At 70.8% G+C, this 23728-nt stretch carries 19 protein-coding genes and 4 pseudogenes; 8 read left to right on the plus strand and 15 right to left on the minus strand.

The features are described from left to right. The first annotated feature begins 200 nt into the window (after positions 1-200). Complete coding sequence (locus tag ACFYZ8_RS18555; protein WP_359032218.1) at positions 201-947, plus strand: IclR family transcriptional regulator; 747 nt, start codon at positions 201-203, stop codon at positions 945-947. Here the strand turns inward: ACFYZ8_RS18555 and ACFYZ8_RS18560 are convergent. From ACFYZ8_RS18560 to ACFYZ8_RS18600, 9 genes are all read right to left on the minus strand, one after another. Continuing rightward, positions 935-2080, minus strand: a complete 1146-nt coding sequence (locus tag ACFYZ8_RS18560) for an aromatic ring-hydroxylating dioxygenase subunit alpha (protein WP_388529893.1) — start codon at positions 2078-2080, stop codon at positions 935-937. The genes ACFYZ8_RS18555 and ACFYZ8_RS18560 overlap by 13 nt on opposite strands. Positions 2081-2225: 145 nt before the next feature. Further along, complete coding sequence (locus ACFYZ8_RS18565; RefSeq protein ID WP_388529890.1) at positions 2226-3386, minus strand: NAD(P)/FAD-dependent oxidoreductase; 1161 nt, start codon at positions 3384-3386, stop codon at positions 2226-2228. Next, the gene (locus ACFYZ8_RS18570; protein ID WP_037710117.1) at positions 3383-3745 is read right to left on the minus strand and encodes a bifunctional 3-phenylpropionate/cinnamic acid dioxygenase ferredoxin subunit; all 363 of its coding nucleotides are present in this window, start codon (positions 3743-3745) and stop codon (positions 3383-3385) included. The genes ACFYZ8_RS18565 and ACFYZ8_RS18570 overlap by 4 nt, the downstream gene beginning before the upstream one ends. 160 nt (positions 3746-3905) lie before the next feature. After that, positions 3906-4991 carry an S-(hydroxymethyl)mycothiol dehydrogenase gene (locus ACFYZ8_RS18575; RefSeq protein WP_359032061.1) on the minus strand — a complete coding sequence of 362 codons (1086 nt, stop codon included), beginning with the start codon at positions 4989-4991 and terminating at the stop codon, positions 3906-3908. Between the two features lie 189 nt (positions 4992-5180). Continuing rightward, positions 5181-7556 carry an ATP-binding cassette domain-containing protein gene (locus ACFYZ8_RS18580; protein WP_388529885.1) on the minus strand — a complete coding sequence of 792 codons (2376 nt, stop codon included), beginning with the start codon at positions 7554-7556 and terminating at the stop codon, positions 5181-5183. A 54-nt stretch (positions 7557-7610) separates the two neighbouring features. Then, a complete protein-coding gene (locus ACFYZ8_RS18585; protein ID WP_388529882.1) occupies positions 7611-7958 on the minus strand; it encodes a VOC family protein in 348 nt (115 codons plus the stop codon). A gap of 63 nt (positions 7959-8021) precedes the next feature. Next, a complete protein-coding gene (locus ACFYZ8_RS18590; protein WP_388529879.1) occupies positions 8022-8612 on the minus strand; it encodes a TetR/AcrR family transcriptional regulator in 591 nt (196 codons plus the stop codon). A 40-nt stretch (positions 8613-8652) separates the two neighbouring features. Continuing rightward, complete coding sequence (locus ACFYZ8_RS18595) at positions 8653-10704, minus strand: discoidin domain-containing protein (protein ID WP_359032065.1); 2052 nt, start codon at positions 10702-10704, stop codon at positions 8653-8655. A gap of 156 nt (positions 10705-10860) precedes the next feature. Then, on the minus strand, positions 10861-12525 hold the full coding sequence (locus ACFYZ8_RS18600) for a cellulase family glycosylhydrolase (protein ID WP_388529876.1): 1665 nt from the start codon (positions 12523-12525) through the stop codon (positions 10861-10863). Between the two features lie 177 nt (positions 12526-12702). Here ACFYZ8_RS18600 and ACFYZ8_RS18605 point away from each other — a divergent pair, with 177 nt between their 5' ends. Together ACFYZ8_RS18605 and ACFYZ8_RS18610 are read left to right on the plus strand one after the other, a co-directional pair. Beyond that, positions 12703-13872: an NUDIX domain-containing protein gene (locus tag ACFYZ8_RS18605; RefSeq protein WP_388529873.1), complete on the plus strand. Its 1170-nt coding sequence runs from the start codon at positions 12703-12705 to the stop codon at positions 13870-13872. 51 nt (positions 13873-13923) lie between these two features. Further along, positions 13924-14076 (plus strand): annotated as a pseudogene (locus tag ACFYZ8_RS18610) (IS1380 family transposase); the annotation flags it as partial. Between the two features lie 176 nt (positions 14077-14252). On the opposite strand, the gene ACFYZ8_RS18615 reads toward ACFYZ8_RS18610, so the two are convergent. Next, positions 14253-15263, minus strand: a complete 1011-nt coding sequence (locus ACFYZ8_RS18615) for a GlxA family transcriptional regulator (RefSeq protein ID WP_388529870.1) — start codon at positions 15261-15263, stop codon at positions 14253-14255. Between the two features lie 87 nt (positions 15264-15350). Between ACFYZ8_RS18615 and ACFYZ8_RS18620 the strand changes: the two are divergent. From ACFYZ8_RS18620 to ACFYZ8_RS18640, 5 genes and pseudogenes are all read left to right on the plus strand, one after another. Beyond that, positions 15351-16286, plus strand: a pseudogene (locus tag ACFYZ8_RS18620) (NADP-dependent oxidoreductase); the annotation flags it as partial. Positions 16287-16319: 33 nt separating this feature from the next. After that, positions 16320-17078, plus strand: a pseudogene (locus ACFYZ8_RS18625) (nuclear transport factor 2 family protein); the annotation flags it as partial. A 24-nt stretch (positions 17079-17102) separates the two neighbouring features. After that, positions 17103-17321 (plus strand): annotated as a pseudogene (locus ACFYZ8_RS18630) (IS1380 family transposase); the annotation flags it as partial. Positions 17322-17370: 49 nt separating this feature from the next. Further along, complete coding sequence (locus ACFYZ8_RS18635) at positions 17371-17757, plus strand: DUF779 domain-containing protein (protein ID WP_359032068.1); 387 nt, start codon at positions 17371-17373, stop codon at positions 17755-17757. A 73-nt stretch (positions 17758-17830) separates the two neighbouring features. Then, positions 17831-19069 carry a phosphodiester glycosidase family protein gene (locus ACFYZ8_RS18640; RefSeq protein WP_388529867.1) on the plus strand — a complete coding sequence of 413 codons (1239 nt, stop codon included), beginning with the start codon at positions 17831-17833 and terminating at the stop codon, positions 19067-19069. A 40-nt stretch (positions 19070-19109) separates the two neighbouring features. Here ACFYZ8_RS18640 and ACFYZ8_RS18645 read toward each other — a convergent pair whose 3' ends face one another. The 5 genes from ACFYZ8_RS18645 to ACFYZ8_RS18665 all read right to left on the minus strand — a co-directional run bounded on the left by ACFYZ8_RS18645 (position 19110) and on the right by ACFYZ8_RS18665 (position 23701). Then, the gene (locus ACFYZ8_RS18645; protein WP_359032070.1) at positions 19110-19304 is read right to left on the minus strand and encodes a hypothetical protein; all 195 of its coding nucleotides are present in this window, start codon (positions 19302-19304) and stop codon (positions 19110-19112) included. A 132-nt stretch (positions 19305-19436) separates the two neighbouring features. Next, complete coding sequence (locus ACFYZ8_RS18650; protein ID WP_388529864.1) at positions 19437-20294, minus strand: phosphatidylinositol-specific phospholipase C/glycerophosphodiester phosphodiesterase family protein; 858 nt, start codon at positions 20292-20294, stop codon at positions 19437-19439. Between the two features lie 181 nt (positions 20295-20475). Then, positions 20476-21558, minus strand: a complete 1083-nt coding sequence (locus tag ACFYZ8_RS18655) for an acyl-CoA dehydrogenase family protein (RefSeq protein WP_388529861.1) — start codon at positions 21556-21558, stop codon at positions 20476-20478. Beyond that, positions 21555-22736, minus strand: coding sequence for an acyl-CoA dehydrogenase family protein (locus ACFYZ8_RS18660; RefSeq protein ID WP_359032073.1), 1182 nt, complete (start codon positions 22734-22736; stop codon positions 21555-21557). The genes ACFYZ8_RS18655 and ACFYZ8_RS18660 overlap by 4 nt, the downstream gene beginning before the upstream one ends. Then, on the minus strand, positions 22733-23701 hold the full coding sequence (locus tag ACFYZ8_RS18665) for an NADPH:quinone oxidoreductase family protein (RefSeq protein WP_388529858.1): 969 nt from the start codon (positions 23699-23701) through the stop codon (positions 22733-22735). Before ACFYZ8_RS18665 ends, ACFYZ8_RS18660 begins: the two co-directional genes overlap by 4 nt. Positions 23702-23728 lie beyond the last annotated feature (27 nt).

Here is a 23728-nt window from a genome sequence, read left to right on the forward strand (position 1 = left end):
GTCTCGCTCGCGCCGTCGATATGCGCGGCATGCTAGTACGGGTAGCGCGATACGCACCAGGTTGCGAAGCGCGCAACTTCCACGACACATGCGCAAGGTCTGCGAAACAGACTCACGCCCTTGTTGTTTACCCCCCGTATAGTTGCGTTGTGAGCAACTACAACCCGGATAACGAAACGACAGGGTCGTCGAACGGTGGGGTGCAGTCCGTCGACCGGGCCATTCACGTGATGGAGATCCTGGCCCAGCGCGGCGAGGCCGGCGTCAGCGAGGTGGCGGCGGAGATCGACGTTCACAAGTCCACGGCGTTCCGGCTGCTCGGCGCCCTGGAGGCGCGCGGCCTGGTGGAGCAGGCGGGCGAGCGCGGCAAGTACCGGCTCGGTTTCGGCATCGTGCGCCTGGCCGGCGCGGTCACCGGACGCATCGACATCACCCAGCAGAGCCGGCCGGTCTGCGAGGACCTGGCCGAGGAGCTCGGCGAGACCGTGAACCTCGCGGTGATGCAGGAGCGCTACGCGGTCAACCTCTACCAGGTGCGCGGCCCGGGTGCCGTCACCGCGCAGAACTGGGTCGGCCAGCTGACCCCGCTGCACGCCACGTCGAGCGGCAAGATCCTGCTGGCCCACCTGCCCGCCAAGGAGCGCGCCACGCTGCTGACGGAGACCGGCCTGAAGAAGGTCACCCCGCGCACCATCACCGCGAAGACCAAGCTGGAGAAGAACCTCGCCGAGGCCCGGGAGCGGGGTTACGCCTGGGCCCTGGAGGAGCTGGAGCTGGGTCTGCACGCGATGGCGGCGCCGGTGCGCGACCGGGACGGGGAGGTCATCGCCGCGCTCAGCGCCTCGGGGCCCGCGTACCGGCTCTCCGAGGAGCGCCTGCACGAGCTCGCCCCGGTCCTGGTCAAGGGCGCCGAGGAGATCAGCCACCGCATGGGCTACCTGGGCTGAGCCCCCGGCCCGGCACCGGTCCCCAGCCGGGCCTGGACCCAGTCGTGGAACTCGCCGATGTGGTGCTCGCTGGGCACCAGCACACCGCCCTTGGCGTACAGCCGTGAGCTCATCCCGGGCTGGGTGCGCTCGCACGCGTCGAAGTCCTGCCGGTTGACCCGGTCGAAGAGCTCCACGGACCGGCTGACATCCTTGCCGGACTCCACGACGTGCGGCAGGTACAGCCAGTCGCACTCCACGACGGTGCGGTCCGCGGCGAGCGGGTACATCCGGTGGAAGATCACATGGTCGGGCACGAGGTTGACGAACACCTGCGGCCGCACGGTGATCGCGTAGTAGCGCCGGTCCTGGTCCGCGGAGACCCCCGGGATGCGGTCCAGGCCCTCCGAGCCGTCGACGGTGAAGCCCTTGATGTCCTCCCCGAACTCCGCGCCGTGCCCCACGTAGTACTGGGCCGCGTATCCGTCGGCGAACTCCGGGAGCACCTCGGTGAGTTCGGGGTGGATCGTCGCGCAGTGGTAGCACTCCATGAAGTTCTCGACGATCAGCTTCCAGTTGGCCTTCACGTCATAGACGATCCGCCGGCCGACCTCCAGCCCGCCGATGTCGTAGCGCTCGATCGACTCGGTGTCGCCGAGGCGGGTGATCACGTCCTGGACGACCTCGTCGAAGGGCGGCGGGTCCTCGGCCAGGCACACCCACACATAGCCCAGCCACTCGCGCACGGCCACGCCCGCCAGGCCGTACTCGGTGCGGCCCACGTCCGGCATCTTGGTCAGGTTGGGCGCGGCGACGAGCTTGCCGGTCAGGTCGTACGTCCAGGCGTGGTACGGGCATTGGAACGCCCGCTTCACCTCCCCCGACTCCTCCGTGCACAGCTTGGCACCGCGGTGCCGGCAGACGTTGAAGTAGGCGCGCACCGAGTTGTCCCGCGCACGCGTGATCAGGATGCTCTCGCGGCCCACCTGCACGGTCTTGAAGGCACCGGGTTTGGGCAGGTCGGAGGCGCGGACGGCGCAGAACCACATCGCTTCGAAGATGCGCTCCTGCTCCTGGGCGAAGGTCCCGGGATCCGTGTAGGCGGCGCCGGGGAGGGTGGAGATCAGGCTGTCGGGCAGGCTGGTCGAGGTCACAGTGCACTCCTCGGGGAACGTCGGGGACCGGTGATGCACGCCTTCGTGTACCGGTGAGGCACGCCGGGAAGAGCGGACGGCGTTCGGAACGGGGTGCCGGCGGCGGTGTTGTCCGGCCGCGTGGGCGGGCTGCGGGCGAGTGCTGTCAGGCCGCCGCGGCGAGTTGCTTGCGCCAGCGCGTGAACAGCCGCGGCTGGTTCATGCCGAGCACGGCGACCGGGTGCCCGGAACGCCGGTAGACCGCCAGGACGTTGCGGTCGTCCCGGGCGCCTTCCTCGATCGTCACGCTGTCGGCGGCGGCCGCGTGACCGGCGAACTGGATCTTCACGCCGTACTGGTCCGACCAGAAGTACGGCGGCCTCGGCATGGCCGGTTCCACCGCGCCGCCCGCCAGCAGCGCGGTCACGGCCGCGTCGGGCCGCTCCCGGGCGCCGGTCCAGTGCTCGACGCGGCGGTGCAGGCCGGCACGCGGGTCGTACCAGGAGGCGCAGTCCCCGACCGCGACCACGCCGGGCAGGCCGGTGCGGCCGTCGGCGCCGCAGGTGACGCCGTCGGCGAGTTGGATGCCGGAGCCCGCGAGCCACTCGACGCACGGGCGGGCGCCGACCCCGACGACCACGATGTCGGCGGGGATGCCGCGGCCGTCCTCCAGCAGGACGGTGTCGACCCGGCCCTCGCCGCGCAGTCCCTTGACGCCGACCCCGCACAGCAGCCGTACCCCGTGGTCCGCGTGGAGGGCGGAGACGATCCCGCCCATGGTCTCGCCGAGCGGTCCGGCCAGCGGGGTGGGGGCCGCTTCCACGACGGTCACGTCGAGTCCGAGGGCGTACGCGGTGGAGGCGACCTCGGCGCCGATGAAGCCGCCGCCGATCACCACCAGCCGTCCCCCGAGGGCGAGTTCGTCGCGCAGGGCGCGGGCGTCGTCCAGGGTGCGCAGGGTGTGCACCCCGGCCAGGCCGGCCGTGCCGGGCAGGGTCCGGGCGGCGGCGCCGGTCGCGATGACGACGCCGTCCGCCCGTACCTCGCTGCCGTCGGCGAGCCGTACGGCGCGCTGCGGGCCGTCGAGGCCGACGGCGCGGACGCCGAGCAGCCACTCGGCCCGCAGGTCCTCGTCGTCCGACTCCAGCGCGAGGTCGGCCTCGGCCAGGGAGCCGGCCAGGAACTCCTTGGACAACGGGGGCCGGTCGTACGGGCGGTGGATTTCGTCCCCGATCACGACGAGCCGCCCGTCGTAGCCCTGCTTCCGCAGCGAGCGCGCCGCCGACAGTCCGGCGAGCGAGGCGCCGACCACGGCGACCGTCCTCACGCGGGTCCGCCGGCGAGCCTGGCCGCGACGCAGGGCGGCAGGTTGGGCGCGTCAAGGGACAGCCGGACGTAGATCATGCCGTCCTCGACGTGGACCTCGTGGGTGCGGACCGGGCGCTTGGCCGGCGGGGCATCGACGGCACCGGTGCGCAGGTCGAACTTCGAGGCGTGCAGCGGGCATTCGACCTCGCAGCCCTCCAGCCAGCCGTCGGCGAGCGAGGCGTCCTGATGGGTGCAGGTGTCGTCGATGGCGAAGACCTCGCCGTCGTCGGTGTGGAACACCGAGACAGGCGGATCGATGTCGAGCCGGTAGGCCTCGCCTCGGGGGAGGTCCACGAGACGGCACGCGGGAATCATCATGACACCTCGGTGCGTATAGCGAAACGGATTGCGTTGAACGCAACGTCAGTTTGAGGGCGCCGACAAACCCTTGTCAAGGAGTCCAGAAGGCGGACACAGACGGGATTGCTTGTTGCTTCACATGCAACGGCGTGCGCGATGGACAACACCGTACGCTCGCTCACAGGACCACCACCGAGCGCAGCACCTCACCGCGGTGCATCTTCTCGAACGCCTTCTCCACGTCCCCGAGGCCGATGGTCTCGGAGACGAAGGCGTCCAGGTCGAAACGGCCGCCCAGATAGAGGTCGACGAGGGCCGGGAAGTCACGCGAGGGCAGACAGTCGCCGTACCAGCTGGACTTCAGGGCGCCACCCCGTCCGAAGACATCGAGCAGCGGCAGTTCCAGCTTCATCTCCGGAGTCGGCACCCCGACGAGCACGACGGTGCCGGCGAGGTCGCGGGCGTAGAAGGCCTGCCGGTACGTCTCGGGGCGGCCGACCGCCTCGATGACGACGTCGGCGCCGAAGCCGCCGGTCAGCTCGCGGATCGCCTCGACGGGGTCGTTCTCGCGCGAGTCGACGGTGTGGGTGGCCCCCATCCCCGTGGCCCGCTCCAGCTTGCGCGGGTCGACGTCGACGGCGATGACCTTGGTGGCGCCGGCGAGCCGCGCCCCCGCGACGGCCGCCATGCCGACGCCACCGCAGCCGATGACGGCGACGGAGTCCCCGCGGCCGACGGCACCGGTGTTCACGGCCGCGCCGAAGCCCGCCATCACCCCGCAGCCGAGCAGTCCCGCGGCGGTCGCCGGGGCCGCCGGGTCCACCTTGGTGCACTGACCCGCGGCGACCAGGGTCTTCTCGGCGAAGGCGCCGATACCGAGGGCGGGCGCGAGCGGGGTGCCGTCGAGCAGGGTCATCGCCTGTGTCGCGTTGTGGGTGTCGAAGCAGTACCAGGGCTTGCCCTTGCTGCACGCCCGGCACTTACCGCAGACCGCACGCCAGTTGAGGATGACGAAGTCGCCCGGCTCGACGCCGGTGACGCCCTCTCCGACGGCTTCGACGCGGCCGGCCGCCTCGTGCCCCAGGAGAAAGGGGAAGTCGTCGTTGATCCCGCCCTCCCGGTAGTGGAGATCGGTGTGGCAGACCCCGCACGCCTCGACCTTCACCAGCGCCTCGCCGGGTCCGGGGTCGGGCACCACGATCGTCTCGACGGAGACCGGGGCACCCTTCGACCGGGCGACGACAGCACGAACCTCATGAGCCATGGGTCACTCCTCCGACAGACGGGGGTTGCTTCATCCGATACACGCAGCACTATGCGCAACCGAGCATCGAGGAGGGTGAGCCATGGGTCAAGAGGTCGGATCCGGCCGGGTGGCACTCGGAGGCCGTACGGCATCACGCCGTACGGCCTCGACCGCCCACCGCGGGGCCCGGCACCCCGCGGCTTTCTGTCACTCCCCCACGTAGGCCTTCAGATGCTCCGCCGTGAGCGTGCCCCCCGCGGCGACGAGCTCCGCCGGAGTCCCCTCGAAGACGATCCGCCCGCCGTCGTGGCCCGCGCCCGGGCCGAGGTCGATGATCCAGTCGGCGTGTGCCATGACCGCCTGGTGGTGCTCGACGACGATGACCGACTTGCCGGAATCCACCAACCGGTCGAGCAGACCCAGGAGTTGCTCGACATCGGCGAGGTGCAGACCGGTGGTCGGCTCGTCGAGGATGTACACCCCGCCCTTCTCCCCCATGTGGGTCGCCAGCTTCAGCCGCTGCCGCTCACCGCCGGACAGCGTGGTGAGCGGCTGGCCGAGGGTGAGGTAGCCGAGCCCGACGTCCGAGAGGCGCTCCAGGATCTTGTGCGCGGCCGGCGTACGCGCCTCACCGCTGCTGAAGAACTCCTCCGCCTCGGTCACCGGCATCGCGAGCACCTCGCTGATGTCCCGGCCGCCGAGGTGGTACTCGAGGACCGAGGCCTGGAACCGCTTCCCCTCGCACTCCTCGCAGGTCGTGGCGACCCCGGCCATCATCGCGAGGTCCATGTAGACGACCCCGGCGCCGTTGCAGGTGGGGCACGCGCCCTCGGAGTTGGCGCTGAACAGCGCCGGCTTCACCCCGTTGGCCTTCGCGAACGCCTTGCGGATCGGTTCGAGCAGTCCGGTGTACGTCGCCGGGTTGCTGCGCCTGGAGCCGCGGATGGCACCCTGGTCGACGGATACGACCCCTTCCGTGACCGGGATCGACCCGTGCACCAGTGAGCTCTTGCCGGACCCGGCGACCCCGGTGATCACGGTCAGCACCCCGAGCGGGATGTCGACGTCGACGTCCTGGAGGTTGTGCGTGTTCGCGCCGCGGATCTCCAGCGCCCCGGTCGCCTTGCGGACCGTGTCCTTGAGGCCGGCCCGGTCGTCGAAGTGGCGCCCGGTGACCGTGCCGCTGGTCCGCAGCCCCTCCACGGTGCCCTCGAAGCAGACCGAGCCGCCCGCCGTACCGGCACCCGGGCCGAGGTCGACGACATGGTCGGCGATCACGATCGTCTCCAGCTTGTGCTCCACGACGAGCACCGTGTTGCCCTTGTCCCGCAGGCGCAGCAGCAGGTTGTTCATGCGCTGGATGTCATGGGGGTGCAGTCCGATCGTCGGCTCGTCGAAGACGTAGGTGACATCGGTGAGGGAGGAGCCGAGGTGCCGGATCATCTTCGTCCGCTGCGCCTCACCGCCGGACAGCGTGCCCGAGGGCCGGTCCAGCGACAGATAGCCGAGGCCGATCTCCACGAAGGAGTCGAGGGTCTCCCCCAGCGCCGTCAGCAGCGGCCCGACCGACGGCTCGTCCAGCGCGCGGACCCACTCGGCCAGGTCGCTGATCTGCATCGCGCAGGCGTCGGCAATGCTGATCCCCTTCACCTTCGAGGACCGGGCGCCCTCGCTCAGCCGGGTGCCCTCGCACTCGGGGCAGACCATGAAGGTGATCGCGCGGTCCACGAACTCCCGGATGTGCGGCTGCATCGACTCGCGGTCCTTGGCGAGCATCGACTTCTGGATCCGCGGGACGAGACCCTCGTAGGTCATGTTGATGCCCGCGATCTTCATCCTGGTCGGCTCGCGGTACAGGAAGTCCTGGAGCTCGCGCTTGGTGAACCTCCGGATCGGCTTGTCCGCGTCGAAGAAGCCGGACTCGCTGTAGAGGCGGTAGTTCCAGCCGCCGGCCTTGTAGCCGGGGATGGTCATGGCGCCCTCGGCGAGCGACTTGGAGTCGTCGTAGAGCTGGGTGAGGTCGATGTCGTTGACCGTGCCCCGGCCCTCGCAGCGCGGGCACATGCCGCCGACGATGCTGAAGCTGCGGCGCTCCTTCACGGTCTGTCCGCCGCGCTCCATGGTCACCGCGCCGGCCCCGCTGATGGAGGCGACGTTGAAGGAGAACGCCTTGGGCGAGCCGATGTGCGGGGTGCCGAGTCTGCTGAAGAGGATGCGGAGCATCGCGTTGGTGTCGGTGACGGTGCCGACGGTGGAGCGCGGGTCGCCGCCGAGGCGCTGCTGGTCGACGGTGATCGCGGTGGTCAGGCCGTCGAGGACGTCGACCTCGGGCCGGGCCAGCGTCGGCATGAAGCCCTGCACGAAGGCGCTGTAGGTCTCGTTGATCAGCCGCTGCGACTCGGCGGCGATGGTGTCGAACACCAGTGAGCTCTTGCCGGAGCCGGAGACTCCGGTGAAGACCGTGAGCCGGCGCTTCGGGATCTCGATGCTGACGTCCTTGAGATTGTTCTCGCGCGCGCCGTGCACGCGGATCAGGTCGTGGCTGTCAGCGGCGTGCCGGTCGCCCGGAGTGGCCTGGCTCATGATCTTTCGTCCTCCCGTTTCGACAACTTCGCACACTATGGCGACGCACACGCCTCAGCGCAGCTCCTGGACGCGGATCATGTTGCCCGCGGGGTCGAGGAAGGCGCAGTCCTTGACGCCGTACGGCTGCTCGATCGGCTCCTGGATCACCTCGGCGCGGGCCTGGAGCCGCTCGAAGACGGCGTCGAGGCCGGGGGTGGCGAGCAGGAGCTCGGGGTCGTCGCCCACCGGGCGCAGCACGACCGAGACACCGGTCCGGCCCGCGGGGCCGACGGTGATCCACCGCATCCTGCCGCGGCCCACGTCACCGCGCACCTCGAAGCCCAGCACGTCCCGGTAGAAGGCCAGGGAGGCCTCCGGGTCGTGGTGCGGGAGGAAGCTCGCCCGAATCCGGATGTCCATGTCCGTCACGCTAGCCACGGCCCCAGGACCGCGCTTCTCGAATCCTGACCATCCTGACCGGTCTCAGCGCACCAGCCCCGCGATGTGCGCCGTGACCGTGTCGAGGATGTCCCCCCACGCGGCCGCGTCGCCGAGGACGAGGTAGTTCAGGGTGAGCCCGTCGGTCATGGCCGCGAGATAGCGGGCCAGGACCGGCACGGGGACCCTCAGATCCAGCTCCATGTCCTTGCGGAGCTGCTCGATGAGCTCGGCGTACGCCTCGCCGTACAGCTCGTACTGGCGTCTGGCCAGATGCTCGAAGCCGGGCTCGCGCAGGGCGTACTGGGTGAGCTCGTAGGTGAGCATGTGCGCCTCGGGATGGGCGCGGACATGGTCCCAGTACGCCCGGAAACCGGCGGCGACGGTCTCCTCCAGGGTGTCCTTGGGACGCAGCGCCTCCTGGACCACGCTCACCGAGTGGTCGGTGAGCGTGGTGATCACGGCCTCGATCAGGGCCTGCTTGGAGTCGAAGCAGTAGTGGAAGACGCTGAGGGAGACACCCGCCTCGGCGGCGATGGACCGGGTCGTCGTCTTCGCGACGCCGTCCCGGGCCATCGCCCTGATGGCTGCTTCCGTCAGCTGTCTGCGCCGTTCGGCCGACGGCATGCGTGCCATACGTCTCCCATGTCTCCCGTGTCTCCCGCTGTCGAGTGCGTCAGCCGCTGTGGACGCCCACCTGGTAGAGCGAGTATCCCCAGTCGGTGCCGCGGGCAAGACCGTGGACCCGGACGTAACGGGCCGGTGTGCCGGTGAACTTGGCCGTGTCGAGCCCGCCGTCCCCCACGGTCGTCGACCAGGCGGTCGTCCAGTTGGTGCCGTCCGTCGACAGCTCTATCCGGTACGACTTCCCGTACGCCCGCTCCCAGTCGAGCGTGACCTTGGAGACCAGGTTGGTGGAGCCCAGGTCCACCTGCCACCACTGGTCGTCGCTCCAGTCGCTCGCCCAGCGGCTGGAGTCGTCGCCGTCCACGGCCCGCCCCGGCTGGTAGCTGGTGAACGGGTTGGACTCCGACGAACTGGCCGTCGCCGTCCGCCCGTCGGCGAGGTCGACCGACGCCTGGTGCTGCTCGGAGGCGCCCCAGGTGTCGAGGTAGGACTCGGCGCCCCGGAAGAGGTCGTCGACCACACCCTGACCGCCGACGAGCCGGATGTCCTCGATCCAGTCCGGGATCATGCCGACATGGGCGGCCCCGTCGGTGTTGAAGTCGAAGGTGCGCTGCCCGGACGTCTGCTTGTCGATGACCGAGCCGCCGTCGACGCTCTTGAAGGGGTACGTCACCTTGTTCGCGGCGTCCGCCCCGCGCGGGGCGGGATGGTCGCCGATGCCGTTGAAGTCGGTGCCGTAGCCGTAGCCGACGTGGTACTTGTCGCGCAGCGCGTCGGTGCGCTTCGCCTCCGCGGCGAACCCTTCGGAGCCGTGCATGTACTGGGCGACGAAACCGCCCAACGAGTAGACGCGCTCGGTCCAGTTGAGGTCCATCCAGCTGTGCGAGGACAGCACGCCCGGGTAGTTCGCGGCCTCGAAGATGTCGAGGGCCTGGCCGGTGGCCTTGACGCTCATGTGGTCGATCTCGAGCATCATCTTGCGTTTCATCATGCCGCGCACGGCGTACTCGCCGAGATCGGTGAGCCCGCGGACGTTGCACTGCGCGGCCTTGTCGTACGACGGGACCTCGACGCCGTCCGGCAGGTCCGCCTCGGCCGCGGAGGCCGCCGTGCCGATGGGGTTGTCGTGCTGCGGGCCCTTGCAGGTCTCGGTCTTCCAGAAGGTGCCGGTGGACAGGAACTGCCCGACGTTGATGGCGGTTCCGAGGCCGCCCTCGTCGAAGCGGACACCGCACAGGGCGTTGTCGAACTTGTGGCACAGGAACATCGAGCGCACGCCGAGGCCGTACAGTTCGTCGAGCCCCTTGTCGATGTCCGCCTTGCTGCACTGCCCGATGTCGAGGATCTGCTTGCAGCCGAACGGCTCGGAGGTCTCGACGCCGAGGACGACGGCCAACTTGCCCTGCTGGATGACCTGTCGGGCCTGCGCGCTGTCGGTGACGATCCGGAACCAGCCCTTGCCGGTGCCGCCGTACATCTTGTCGATGAACGCCTGGAGGTCGTACGTCATCTTCGCCTGGAGGCGGATCGAGGTCATCTCGTCACAACTGCGGTCCTTGAACGGGTAGACGGAGCAGATCATCCCGTTGGTGACGAGGTCGTTGACGAGCACCCGCTGGCCGCCGCGCCAGGCCCGCTCCACCCAGGCGTAGTAGTTGGCCTGGTGGGTCATCGAGTCGTACGCCGGCCAGTCCTTGAAGGTCGGCCAGCCGACCGGGTCGTGCTTGCCGTCGCCGCCGTGGGTGATGTAGTCGAAGAGCGCGAGGCTGCCGTCGGGGTAGTGCTCGGGGCAGTCCTTGAGCGCGTCGGCGACTCCGGACTCGGAGTACACCTTGCCGCAGATCAGCCGACCGCCGAAGGCCTCGTTGGAGAAGAGGTGGTTGTGGGCGTCGATGAACCCCCGCACCTCGCCCGCGGAGTTGGTGCCGGTGAAGGGGGCGCCCGTCACGTTGACCTGGGCGTCGGGGGCGGGCCTGGCCGTCGGTGTCCACCAGTCGGTGGCCGCCGAACTCTGGGTGGGGCCGAGGATCACTGCCAGCACCAGGAGGAGCAGGGAGGTGACGGTGATGTTCTTGCGTCTGCGGCAGGTGCGTCCGGCCATGGCCCACGTCCCTCGGTCGGCGGGGGCGCCGTCGACCGAGGGCGTTTTGACTGCCCTTGGAATTGTCATGACCGGCGCAATAGATGCGTCGAGGATCGCGACTGAGCACGTTCCGAGTCAAGGGTCCGGGACAGTTGACCTGATACCGCGAAGTCATCAACCGTTCACGCAGGCCGCTCCGTTGAGAGTGAAAGCGCCGGGCGCGGTGTTCGTCGCGCCCTTGCTGCCGATGAAGCCGACGGTGACCGAGCCTCCGGCGGGAATGGTGTTGGTGTACGAGGCCGGAGTGACGGTCACGGACCCACCGCTCTGTGCGGCGGTGCCGCCCCACATGGTGGACACGGTCTGGCCGTCGGCGAAGGAGAAGCCCAGCTTCCAGCCGCTGACCGCGGCGGTGCCGGTGTTGCGGATGGCGATCTCGCCCTGGAAGCCGCCCTGCCACTCGCCGACCACGCGGTAGCCCACCGAGCAGGTCCCGGCGGGGGCGGCGGGGGTGGTGACGTTCACCGTCGCCGAGCGGGCCGAGCGATTGCCGGCGGCGTCCCGGGCGTAGACGGCGAAGGAGTACGCCGTGCTCGCGGTCAGGCCGGTCACCGTCACCGAATTGGCGGTGGCGGACGCGGCCTTGGTCTCGGTGCCGCCGCTGACGCGGACGACGTCGTATCCGGCGACGCCAACGTTGTCAGTGGACGCCGTCCAGGACAGGCGGGCGGAGGTCGCCGTCACCGCGGACGCGGTGGGGGTACCGGGAGCGGTCGGGGCCTGGGTGTCGGTGGAGCCGCCGCCGAAGACCGTGGCCTCCTTGGCAGTCTGGGCGATGCCGTTGGCGCCGTTGAAGATCCGCTTGCCCCACGACGTCATCTGCGCCGGGTCGAAGTTGAGGACCAGGTCGAGGATCGGGTCGGTGTTGCCGCTCCAGGACCAGGCCAGATAGCCGATGCCGAGCTGCTCGGCGGTGGCCATCATGGTGTCCTCGTCCGGATCGCCCCACTGGTCGGCGGGGCCGCCGAACTCCCCTATCAGGATGGGCAGTTTGGCGTTCACGAACGCGTTCAGATAGTCGGTGACCTCGGCCGCGGTGTCGAAGACGCTGTACATGTGGATCGAGAAGATCAGGTTGCCGGTGGTGTCGGCGGCGTACACGGACTGGGCGTTGGTCCGCATGACCTGCTGCCAGTCCTGGCCCCAGTTGGGTGCGTCAACCATGATCGTGTGCTGGAAGCCGGCGTTCCGCAGCTTCTGGATCGCCGCGATGGTCGGAGCGGTCCAGCCGGCCGGGTCGGTGTTGCCCCAGGGCTCGTTGCCGATGTTGATGATGATGTAGTCCTCCTGGCCGGCGAGGACGCTCTTCAGGCCGATCCAGTAGTCGGCGGCCTGGTCGAGGGTGCCGGCCGCGCTGTCCTCGCCGTATCCGGTGGTGTCGTGCACCTCCAGGACGCAGATGAGCCGGTTGGCCTTGCACTGCGCGATCACGTTGGCGACATCCGAGGCGGTGTTGGCGGTCCAGCGGTGGCCGTCGGCGAGGACCACCCGGACGGTGTTGGCGCCCTGCGCCTTGATGTCGGCCAGCGAGCCGAGTTGGTTCGGGTACCAGGTGTGGGCGTGGTTGACGCCGCGCATCACGAAGTCGTTGCCGTTGCCCTCGACCAGGCGCCCGTTGCTGATGTGCAGGCCGGCGGCCTGGGTGGCGGACTGCTGGGTGGCGGGCTCCTGGGCGGCCTGGGCCGTGCCGGGACAGAGGACGCCGAGCAGCACCAGCCCCACGAGGGCGGCCAGCCGGGCCAGGAGGGTGGTCAAGGGGCTCTTTCTCGTTCTTCTCACTGCGGCTCCAGGGGGTGGGTGGGGCAGTCGGAAGGAGCATGGGAGCGCTCCCATAGAGCCACTCCGTCAAGTACACGTCAAGACGGGTGACGGAAATGGGCCGGTGCCCTCGGCAACTCGCAGCTGCCCGCGCTCACATAGGGTTCCGAGCCTGGACCACCGCACCTGGGAGGCACGTTGACCACGCGACCCCTCGACCCCGACCACGTCAACGCCGAGGCCTGGCACACCTACGGCGACCACCATCTGCGGCGCGGCACAGTACTGCCCGAGCTGGAGCGGTTCGACTGGGGCCTGCGGGACACCGGCCCCGGCGCCGAGATCCTCGGCGGACTCGCCGGGCGGCGGGTGCTGGACCTCGGCTGCGGCACCGCCCGGCACGCGGCGCACCTAGCCCGCGCCCACGGCGCCTCGGTGGACGCGGTCGACTCCTCCCCCACCCAGCTCGAACGGGCGCGCGCCCGCTACGACTCCCTGCCCGGCCTGCGCCTGATCGGGGCCGACGCCGTCGAACACCTCGGCACGGCGCAACCGTACGACGTCATCTACTCCGTCAACGCGGTGCCCTACATCGACCCCCGTCTGCTGCTGCCCGCCCTCGCCACGGCGCTCCGCCCCGGCGGGACGCTGTGCTTCACCGTGCTGCACACCAACTCGCGCGGCGACGGCCCCTCGTCGGCCGTCGAGTCCCGGCCGGAGATCCTGCGGCTCGCCGGGGGAGGCGAGGTGACCGTGCGGATGTGGGTGCTGACCCCGGAGCTCTGGACGGACCTGCTCGGTGAGCAGGGGCTGCGGGTCGAGGGCGTCGACGTCCTCGACACGCCGGAGGAGGGAAACCTCGCCTCGTACCGCCTCTTCCGGGTGACCCGGCCGGTCCGGGTCTCCTCCCGCCCGCGCGGCAGCCGCGCTCCGGTCCCGCACGCGGCGATCGGCGTCGGCGCCATCCTCTACGGTCCCCAGGGCCTGCTTCTCGGCCGGCACCGGCGCGGCACCTGGGAGCTGCCCGGCGGCACGGTGGAGCCCGGTGAGTCTCTGGAGGAGACCGTCGTGCGCGAACTGCGCGAGGAGACCGGGATCCAGGCCCGCCCGGCGGACGTGCGGCTGCTGGGCACGCTTCTCGACCATGTCGACGGCGTGGTCCGGGTGACGGTCGCCTCCCGCGTCACCGCCTGGCGGGGTGAGCCCCGCGACCAGCCCGGCGAACGCGTCGGCGACTGGCGCTGGTTCGCCCTGGACCGGCTCCCGGAGAACCTGTTCGTGTGCAGCGCCCAGGGCCTGACCGCCTGGCGCCCGGAGCTGCCGATCGACCACACGCCGGCGCATTTCACGCCGTACGTGGGCCACTAGCCTGCAACGACGGGACTTGCCCAGGGTCCTGTTGGCTGTACGGGAAGAAGCACACAGGCCGGGGCCGTGCTGCTCGTCGCGACGGTCCGCAAGGTGGGTCGGGACACCGCGATATCGGCGGCCATGGCGCCGTGGCGCAAGCCGCGGACGGTGCACGACCCGGGCAAAGTCATCACCGGCACACGGCCGGCGGTGTGGGTGGGGTAGTCGGTGTAGCCGGCCGCGCCGCCGCCGCAGAAGGTCGCGGGGTCAGGGGTGTTCAGGGGTGCGCCCGCGCCTATGCGCTCGACCAGGTCGGGGCCGGCGAGGCCGTTCATCCACGAGTTGGTCCGCTCCACCACCCACCTCTTGCCGATCTGGATCGGGGCGGGCACGCCAATTCAACAGTGAGGGCCACGTGCGTGACCGTCCCGCCGAGCATCCGCCGCGGCGGCACGGCTCGTTGCCGGTGCGCCTCGGAAGGTCCGCCGGTAGGCCAGTGGTGTGACGCCGATCGCGGCGTGCAGGTGTTCGCGCAGCGAGGTGCCGCCGGCGAAGCCGACCTGGCCGGCGATCTCGTCGACCGGCAGGTCGGTGGTTTCCAGCAACTGCCGGGCCCGGTCGACGCGTTGCTGGATGAGCCAGCGTCCGGGGCTCAAGCCGACTTCTTCTTTGAAGCGGCGGCCGAAGGTGCGCTGGCTCATGTTCGACTGCTCGGCAAGGTCGCTCAGGGTCAGCGGCTTGTGCAGGTTCTGCAGCGCCCACTGCCGGGCGGCGGACGTGTCGTTCGCCGTTGCGTCGGGGACCGGCTGTTCGATGTACTGCGCCTGGCCTCCCTCGCGCCACGGGGGGACGACGCAGGTGCGGGCCACACGGTTGGCGATCTCGCTGCCGTGGTCCTTGCGGACAAGGTGCAGGCAGACATCGATGCCGGCAGCGGCACCGGCCGAGGTCAGCACGTCGCCTTCGTCGACGTACAGGACGTTCGGGTCGAGTTCCACCTGCGGGTACCACTCCCGGAAGAGGCCCGTGGCGTGCCAGTGCGTGGTGGCCCGGTGCCCGTCGAGCAGCCCCGCCGCGGCCAGCACGAAGGCGCCGGTGCAGGTCGACACGATCCGGGTGCCGGGGGCCACGTACGCGAGGACTTGCGCCAGGTCGACCGACGTCTGGCGGCGGGGGTTGCCGGTGTGGAACGGCGCGATGATGACGGTGTCGGCGGTGCGCAACGCCTCCGGGCCATGATCGACGGTGATGGAGAAGTCCGCGTTGGTGCGCACCGGGTGACCGTCGATGGTGCAGGTCACGACCTCGTAGCGGCCGTCCGCGGCGCCGAAGACGCGGTGGGGAATTCCCAGGTCGAACGGGTACACCCCGTGCGAGGCGAGGACAACGACGCGGTGCACCTTGATCACGGCAGGATCCCGTCGAAAATTGGCGATCACGCCATTGTAGGGGCCTGTGACGGCGGCCAGGCTGGGCCCATGACGGACACCGAGACCATGCGAGCCATCAGCCAGGACACCTACGGCGCCCCCGACGTGCTGCAGGAGACCCTGCTGCCCAAACCGGCGCCAGGGGTGAGCGAGATCCTGGTCGCCGTCCACGCGGCCGGGGTCAACCCGACCGACTGGGGGAACCGTGCCCAGTCCGCGACCATCGCCCGGCTGCCGCTGGTGCTCGGCTGGGACGTCTCCGGCGTCGTCGAGGCCGTCGGCGTGGGCGTCACCCTGTTCAAGCCCGGCGACGAGGTCTTCGGCATGCTGCCCTACCCGGGCGGAGTCGGCTCGCACGCCGAGTACGTGACCGGGCCGGCCCGCGTCTTCACGCACAAGCCCGCCGGCATCGACCACGTCCAGGCGGGTGCGCTGCCGCTGGCCGCGCTGACCGCCTACCAGGCACTGGTCGACACCGCCGGCGTCCGGGCCGGGCAGCGAGTCCTGATCCACGCGGCGGCCGGCGGCGTCGGTCACCTCGCCGTGCAGATCGCCAAGGACCGCGGCGCGTACGTGATCGGCACCGCCAGCGCCGCCAAACACGACTTCCTGCGATCCCTCGGTGCCGACGAGGTCATCGACTATCACAGCGTCGACTTCACCGAGGTGCTCAGCGACATCGACGTGGTCCTCGACCCGATCTCCCGTGACTCCGCCGCCCGCGCCCGATCCGTGGCCGTGCTGCGCCCGGGCGGCACCCTCGTCTCGATCCTTCCGGTACCCGTCGACGCCGGCGAACTGGCGGCGATCGCCGAGCGGGGGATCCGCTACGAGTCGCTGCTGGTCGAGGCCGACCACGCCGGCATGCAGGCCATCGCCGCCCTCGTCGAGACCGGCGCACTGCGCGCCCACGTCGACGCCACCTTCCCGCTCGCCGAGGCCGCGAAGGCGCACACGCTCGGCGAGACCGGCCGCACCACCGGCAAGATCGTGCTGACCGTCCGAGACAGCAAGGCACAACTTGCCAGCCAACTGCTGCATGACGTGTTCGTCCTCGGCGACACGGCCATCGTCGATCGGGTCGTGCGGCCCGATTCCTACATCCAGCACAACCCCCTGGCGCCCGACGGAGCCGACGCCCTCAAGTACTTCAGCGGCGCCATGCGACAGCAGTTCCCGCAGGCCGCCTTCGAGCCCCGACGGGTCATCACCGACGGCGATCTGGTGCTGCTGCACTCCCGCTACGTCATGGTGCCGGGCACCGAGGGTCTGGCCGTGTTCGACCTGTTCCGCTTCCAGGACGGCAAGATCGCCGAGCACTGGGACGTCATTCAGGAAGTGCCCGCCACCACGGCCGGCGGCAACGACATGTTCGCCACGCTCAGCGAGCCGCGGACCGACGCGGTCGGGCAGCGCTGGTTCACCGCCTACCACAAGGAACTGGTCACCGCGTTCGTCGACCAGCTGCTGGTCCGCAAGGACCTGACCGCCATCGACGCCTACGTCGGCGCCGACTACCACGAACACAGCCCGAACATCTCCGACGGCGCGGCCGGCCTCAAGGCGGACCTGGGCAGCTACTTCGACAAGTTCCCGCAGTCGAGTGTCACACCGAAACGCGTCATCGCCGAAGGCGACCTGGTCGCCGTGCACAGCCACTACGTCGACACGCCGGGCGAGCGTGGCCGGTCGGTCATCGACCTCTTCCGGGTCCGCGATGCCAGGATCGTCGAGCACTGGAGCTCCGAACAGGCCGTGCCCGAGACCGCCGCCAACGACAACACGATGTTCTGACAGCCGCCGGGGGCGGGGCGAGTCGTGTCCAGCCCCCACAAAGCACTCTCCCCGGCCGTGCTGCTCGTCGCGACGGTCCGCAAGGTGGGTCCGGACACCGTGTATCGGCGGCCATGGCGCCGTGGCGCAAGCCGCGGACGGTGCACGACCGACCCGGGCAAGGTCCTGCTGGATATCGCGCTCGCGACAGCTCTGGGCGGGGACTGCCTCGCCGAGCTCGCCATGCTGCACACAGCCCCGGCCCCAGCCCTGCAACCCCCTCGCAACCTTCCCCGTGCTGCACTCGACGGCCATGGACGAGGATTCCGCACGTGCCGTGTACGACGAGGAGCCGCGCGTCGAGCTCACCCCCGCGGCCGCCGGGCTGCTGCGCCGGTTGCGTGAGGCGCACGGGCCGCTGATGTTCCATCAGTCCGGTGGCTGCTGTGACGGCAGCGCCCCGATGTGCTACCCGGAGGGCGAGTTCAGGACCGGCGGCTCGGACGTGCTGCTCGCCGAACTGGACGTGCCGGGGGTCGGGGAACCGGTGACCTTCTGGATGTCGAGGAGCCAGTACGAGGTGTGGGCCCACACCCGGCTGATCGTCGACGTGGTCGAGGGGCGGGGCAGCGGATTCTCCCTGGAGGCACCCGAGGGAGTGCGTTTCCTCATCCGTTCGCGTGTGGTCGGTGCCGAGTAGCCCCGCGGGTCGTCGTCGTCTGGTGCACTTCCCCTGAGTTCTGGGACAGTTGACGAGACCTCAGGGGAGAGCTGTGACGCACCGTCAAAGACGTTTCGGCGCAGGCAGATCGGTACTGACGTTACTCGCGGCACTCGGCACGCTGGCCGGCACCGCCCTGGTGGGGGCGGCACCGGCGGGCGCCGCGCCGCAGTGGACGCGGCTCGCCGCAGGCGTGCGGTACGAGCAGTTCGACATCCACGCGACCGCGGGGCCGGCGCACGCCCATGTGATCCGCGTGGACCTGCGCGATCCACGGGTGCGGGTGGGCCTGCTGTACCCGGGGGCGGTGGCCGCGCGGGCCACGGTGTCCCGGCTGGCCGGCGCGCAGGGCGCCCTCGCGGGGGTGAACGGCGACTTCTTCAACATCACGGAGACCCAGCACCCCGGCGTCGAGGCCACCGGCGCGAGTGTGGGCCCGGCGATCGCCCGGGGCCGCGCCCTCAAGGCGGCGGTGCCGGACGGCCAGCGCTTCGGGCCCGCGCTGCCGCCCGGCACGAGCACGACGAACGTGTTCGGGGTGGGCACCGACCGGCGGGCCCGCGTCGACGACCTGGCGCTGGACGGGTCGGTGCGCACGCCCGTGGGGCGACTGCCGCTGGGCGGGCTGAACCAGTACGCGCTGCCTGTCGGTTCGGTCGGGGCGTTCACCTCGGACTGGGGCAGCGTGTCCCGGGTGCGGGCGACCTGCGGGACGGACACCGACCGGGCGGCCCCGTGCAGCACGGACACCTACGAGGTGACGGTCCGCGACGGGCAGGTCGTCGCCGCGGCCGACACCCCGGGCAGCGGGCCGATCGCCGACGGCACGACCGTCCTCGTGGGCCGGGAGGCGGGCGCCCAGCAGTTGCGGAAGCTCTCGCTCGGAGCGGCCGTGACGGTGCGGCACCGGCTGGTCGCGGCCTCGGCGCGGATCCCGTACCGCTTCGCGCTCGGCGGCTATCCGGTGCTCGACGACGGCCGTGCGCTGCCCGGCCTCGACGGCACGGTGTCGGCCGTGCGCACGGCCGTGGGCATCGCGGACGGCGGTAGGCGGCTGTATCTCCTCGCGCTGGACGGCGCTCCCGCCTATCGCACCGGGCTGACGATCGCCGAAGTCGCGGACACCATGCGGAGGTTGGGGTCGGCCGACGCCTTCAGTCTGGACGGCGGCGGTTCCACGACCATGGCCGCCCGCCTGCCGGGAACCGGTTCCGTGGCCGCTCTCAACCACCCCTCGGGCGGCGCCGAGCGGCCCGTACCGAACGGCATCGGGGTCTTCTCCACGGGCTGAGCCCAGAAGCTGAGCCCAGGAGCTGATCTCAGGGCTGATCTCAGGGCCGCAGACTGCTGACGATGTCGGCCGTCGCCGTCATGCCGCTGTGGATGGTGGGCGCGATGCTCGTGCTCGCGAGGTAGAAGCCGAGCAGCGCGCACACCAGCGCGTGCGAGACCTTGAGCCCGCCGCTGCGCAGGAAGACCACCGCCAGGATCAGCAGCAGCACCAGTACCGAAAGGGAAATCACCATGGACAGCCTCCTCCGCCACACCGCCAGGTCCGTTTCGCGGCGTACGGCCGCAAGTGTGGCGTAGCGGAGGGTTCGTCCGTGCGGCTGAAGTGTCCTCTGAACGAGTGGTGTTGACGTCCGCCGACCGGCGGACTACCGGTGGGCGTCCAGGAAGGCCTCCAGGCCCGCCAGGTCGTCGGTGTTGAAGTAGTCGACGCCGGCGGCGAGGAGTTCGGTCCACAGCGCGTCCCGTGCGGGCCCGGCAAGGTCCGGGGTGGCCCAGAACCGCACCTTCTGCCCGCGCCCATGGGCCTGCTGGACGATGCTCCGGAGCTTCTGCCGCTCGGCGTCGGGGAAGACGCCCTCGCCGAGCCAGGTGAAGTTGAGCGTCCAGTTGTCACTGATCAGCGGGATGAGGGAGGCCGGTGCCGAGGTGCCGAGGTCGGCGAGGCGGCCGTCGTAGAAGGCCCGGCGGACCCGCTGGGCCTCCATCGGGACGCGGGCGGCGCGGTCGCCCGAGATCACAGCGGTGACCGGCCCGGGAACGACCCTGCCGTGCACGTACGTGGTGAACAGGTGCTTGTAGCGCCGCAGATGGCGGTCGAGTTCCAGGTAGGTCGAGGAGCCCTCGGTCTTGATGTCGACGAGGAGTTGGAGGGGGCGACGGTGACCGCGGTACACGGAACCATGGTTGGCCTTGACGATCCTGGCCAGCGGGTCGAGGTAGAGGGACTCCAGGGTGCGCGCCGGGTCGAGGTCGTCCACGGTGTGGCCGATGAGGAGTTGGCCGCCGACGAGGAAGATGTCGGCCTCGACGCTGCCGAAACGGTGGTCGAGGGCGTCGAGGAGGGGGCGCGGGTGCTCGTAGTCGTTGTGGGCGTGGGCGCGCCACAACGGGCGGGGGCGGTGCTGGTGGCTGTCGGCCCACGCGCTGCCGGCGGGCGGGGCGAGCGTCGCCGCGACCGCGGCGCCGAGGGTGGTGAGGGCTCTGCGACGGGTGATGAGGGCCATGTTCTGCCTCCCTGTGGGGCGGGTCGGAACCACAGGGAGTATGGGGCCCTTGGGCCCCCAATGAACCTGTACGTGCCAGGAGTTGGCCGGACCGCCGCCACCCGTTCACTCCGTCCGCGCAGGGGCACGGAAAAGCCCGCCCCAGGTGGGGCGGGCTTCACCGGCGTTCACCGGGTGACGCTCAGGGGGCCTGGAGGTCGACGAGTTCGGCCAACCTGGCGCGGTGCGCGCCCGCCGAGCCGTAGGCGATCGAGTCGGACTTGGCCCGCTTGAGGTACAGGTGGATGGGGTGCTCCCACGTCATGCCGATCCCGGCGTGCAGCTGGAGCGCCTCCTCGGCGGCGTGCACGGCGACGGACGCCGCGTAGGCCTGCGCGACGGCGACCGCCACGTCGGTGTCCTCGCCGGTGGCGAGCGCGTCGGCCGCGTTCCGTGCGGCGGCGCGGAGGTTGACGACCTCCAGCCACAGCTGGGCGAGCCGGTGCTTGAGCGCCTGGAAGCCGCCGACGGGCCGGTTGAACTGCTTGCGCTCCTTGAGGTAGCGCACGGTTTCGGTCAACGTCCAGTCGGCGAGGCCGAGTTGCTCGGAGGCCAGCAGTCCGGCCCCGGCCCGCAGGGCGCGGTGCACGGCGACTTCGGCGTCGCCCAGCAGGCGGCCCGGGGTCCCGTCGAGGGTGACGGTCGCGAGCGGCCGGGTCAGGTCGAAGGCGGTCTGCGGGGTGACGGTCACGGCGGAGGCGTCCACCGCGTACAGCCCGCCGTCGTCCGCCGGGATCAGCAGCACATCGGCTGCCGCGGCGTCCGCGATCGCCGTCAACTCCCCGTGCAGGGCACCGCCTTCGTGGCGTACGACCTTGTAGGCGCCGCCCGGAGCGATGTTCAGGGCGACGGCGAGGGCGCCGATCCTCCGCCCGGACGCGAGCTCGGCGAGGAGGTCGTCGGCGGCGCAGGCGAGCAGGGCCTCGGTGGCGACGACCGCGCTGGTGAGGTAGGGCAGAGGGGCGACCGCGCGGCCCAACTCCTCCAGGACGACGGCGGCTTCGCGGTGCGAGGCGCCCTGGCCGCCCTTGTCCTCGGGGACCAGGAGTCCCGCGAGGCCCATGCCGTCCGCGAGGGCCTTCCAGGCCGCGAGGTCGTGCGGGGTGTCGGACTCGGTGCGGGCGATCACGCCGGGCGCGTCGCAGTGGTCGGCGAGCAGGTCCCGTACGGCGGCCCGGAGCGCCTCTTCCTCCTCCGAGTACAGCAGGTCGGGCTGTGCGCTCATCGGGACAGGTCCTTCCACGCGACGTCCTTGTCGGTGCGCGGCTCGGCCGGGAGGCCCAGGACGCGCTCGGCGACGATGTTCAGCAGGACCTCGCTGGTCCCGCCCTCGATGCTGTTGCCCTTGGAGCGCAGGTAGCGGTAACCGGCGTCCCGGCCGGTGAAGTCGACGAGCTCCGGGCGGCGCATGGTCCAGTCGTCGTACAACAGGCCCTCTTCGCCCCGGAGTTCGACCTCCAGGCCGCTGATCTCCTGGTTGAGGCGGGCGAAGGCGAGCTTCATCCCGGCGCCCTCGGGTCCTGGCTGTCCGGCGACGAGCTGCTGGCGCAGGCGTTCGGCGGTGAGGCGGGCGACCTCGGAGTCGACCCAGAGCTTCAGCAGGCGCTGGTGCAGGTCCTGGGTGCGCAGTTCGGGGCGCTCGCGCCAGGTCTTCGAGACCGGGCCGATCATGCCGCCCTCGCGGGGCAGGCGCATGCCGCCGATGGCGACGCGCTCGTTGTTCAGCGTGGTCTGCGCGACCCGCCAGCCGTCGCCGATCTCGCCGAGCCTGCGGGAGTCGGGGATGCGGACGTCGGTGAGGAAGACCTCGTTGAACTCTGCCTCACCGGTGATCTGCCGCAGCGGGCGGACGTCCACGCCGGGGTCGGTCATGTCGCAGATGAAGTAGGTGATGCCCGCGTGCTTGGGCACGTCCGGGTCGGTGCGGGCGATGAGGATGGCCCAGCGGGAGTTGTGGGCGCCGGACGTCCACACCTTCTGCCCGTTGACCACCCAGGAGTCGCCCTCCCGCACGGCCCGCGTACCGAGCGCGGCGAGGTCGGACCCGGCGCCGGGCTCGCTGAACAGCTGGCACCAGACCTCCTCCCCCACCCACAGCGGCCGCAGATAGCGCTGCTTCTGCTCCTCGGTGCCGTACTTGAGGATCGTCGGCGCGGCCATGCCGAGGCCGATGCCGTTGCGCCGCGGGTCGTTGTCGGGGGCGCCCGCGGCCTCCAGCTCGGCGTCCACGACGACCTGGAGGGAACGGGGCGCGTTCAGTCCGCCGAGGCCTTCCGGGTAGTGCACCCAGGCGAGCCCCGCGTCGAAGCGGGCCTTGAGGAAGTCGAGCCGGTCCGTGCTCGCGGGCGGGTGCGCTTCCAGCAACTCGGCGGTGCGGCGCTGGAGTTCGGCTGCGTCGGTCATGCCTGTGCTCCCGTGGGTACGACGGCGATCCGGCCCGTGGTCACCCCGTCGCCGAGGCGCTGCACGGCGTCCGCGGCCCCGGCCAGCGGCACCCGCTCGCTGATCAGCGGCTTGATCGCGCCGCGGGCGGCCAGTTCGGTGAGCTGCTCGTGGCAGTGCTGGACCAGCTTCGGGTTCTTGGTGTTGTACAGGCCCCAGTGCAGGCCGAGGATCGCGTAGTTCTTCACCAGGGCGTGGTTGAGGCCGGGGCTCGGGATGGCGCCACTGGCGAAGCCGACGACCACGATCCGCCCCTCGAAGGCGACGACCTTGGTCGACTGCGTGTAGGCCTCGCCGCCCACGGGGTCGTAGATCACGTCCGCGCCCCGGCCGCCGGTGGCCTCCTTCACGGCGGCGACGACGTCCTCGCTCCGCCGGTCCACGACCACGTCACACCCGAGCTCCCGGGCCACGGCAGCCTTGTCGGCACCGCCGACGACCCCGATGACGGTGGCCCCGGCCGCCTTGCCGAGCTGCACGGCCGCGCTGCCGACCCCTCCTGCGGCAGCGTGGACGAGCAGCGTCTCCCCGGCCTCCAGGCGGGCCCGCCGGTGCAGACCGAACCAGCCCGTCTGGTAGCCGATGTGCAGCGCGGCGGCCTCGGCGTCGTCCAGCGAGTCCGGCGCGGACAGCAGAGCGGCGGCGTCCGCGACGGCGTACTCGGCGAAACCGCCGTACGGCAGCGCGGGGTTGGCGATCACGCGCCGGCCGTCCTCGGTCTCGCCGCAGATCTCCACGCCCGGGGTGAAGGGCAGCGGCGGGCGGACCTGGTAGTGGCCGCGGCACATCAGCACGTCGGGGAAGTTGATGTTCGCGGCGCGCACCTTCAGCAGGACCTGGCCGTCGCCGGGCACGGGCTGCGCCACGTCCGCGAGGCGCATCACCTCGCTCGGCTCACCGTTCTCGTGCACTTGCCAAGCCTGCATGGGGGGCCTCCACGGGACTGCGTCGTC

Source organism: Streptomyces sp. NPDC001668 (genome assembly GCF_042893155.1).
In the GTDB taxonomy this organism is placed as follows: domain Bacteria; phylum Actinomycetota; class Actinomycetes; order Streptomycetales; family Streptomycetaceae; genus Streptomyces.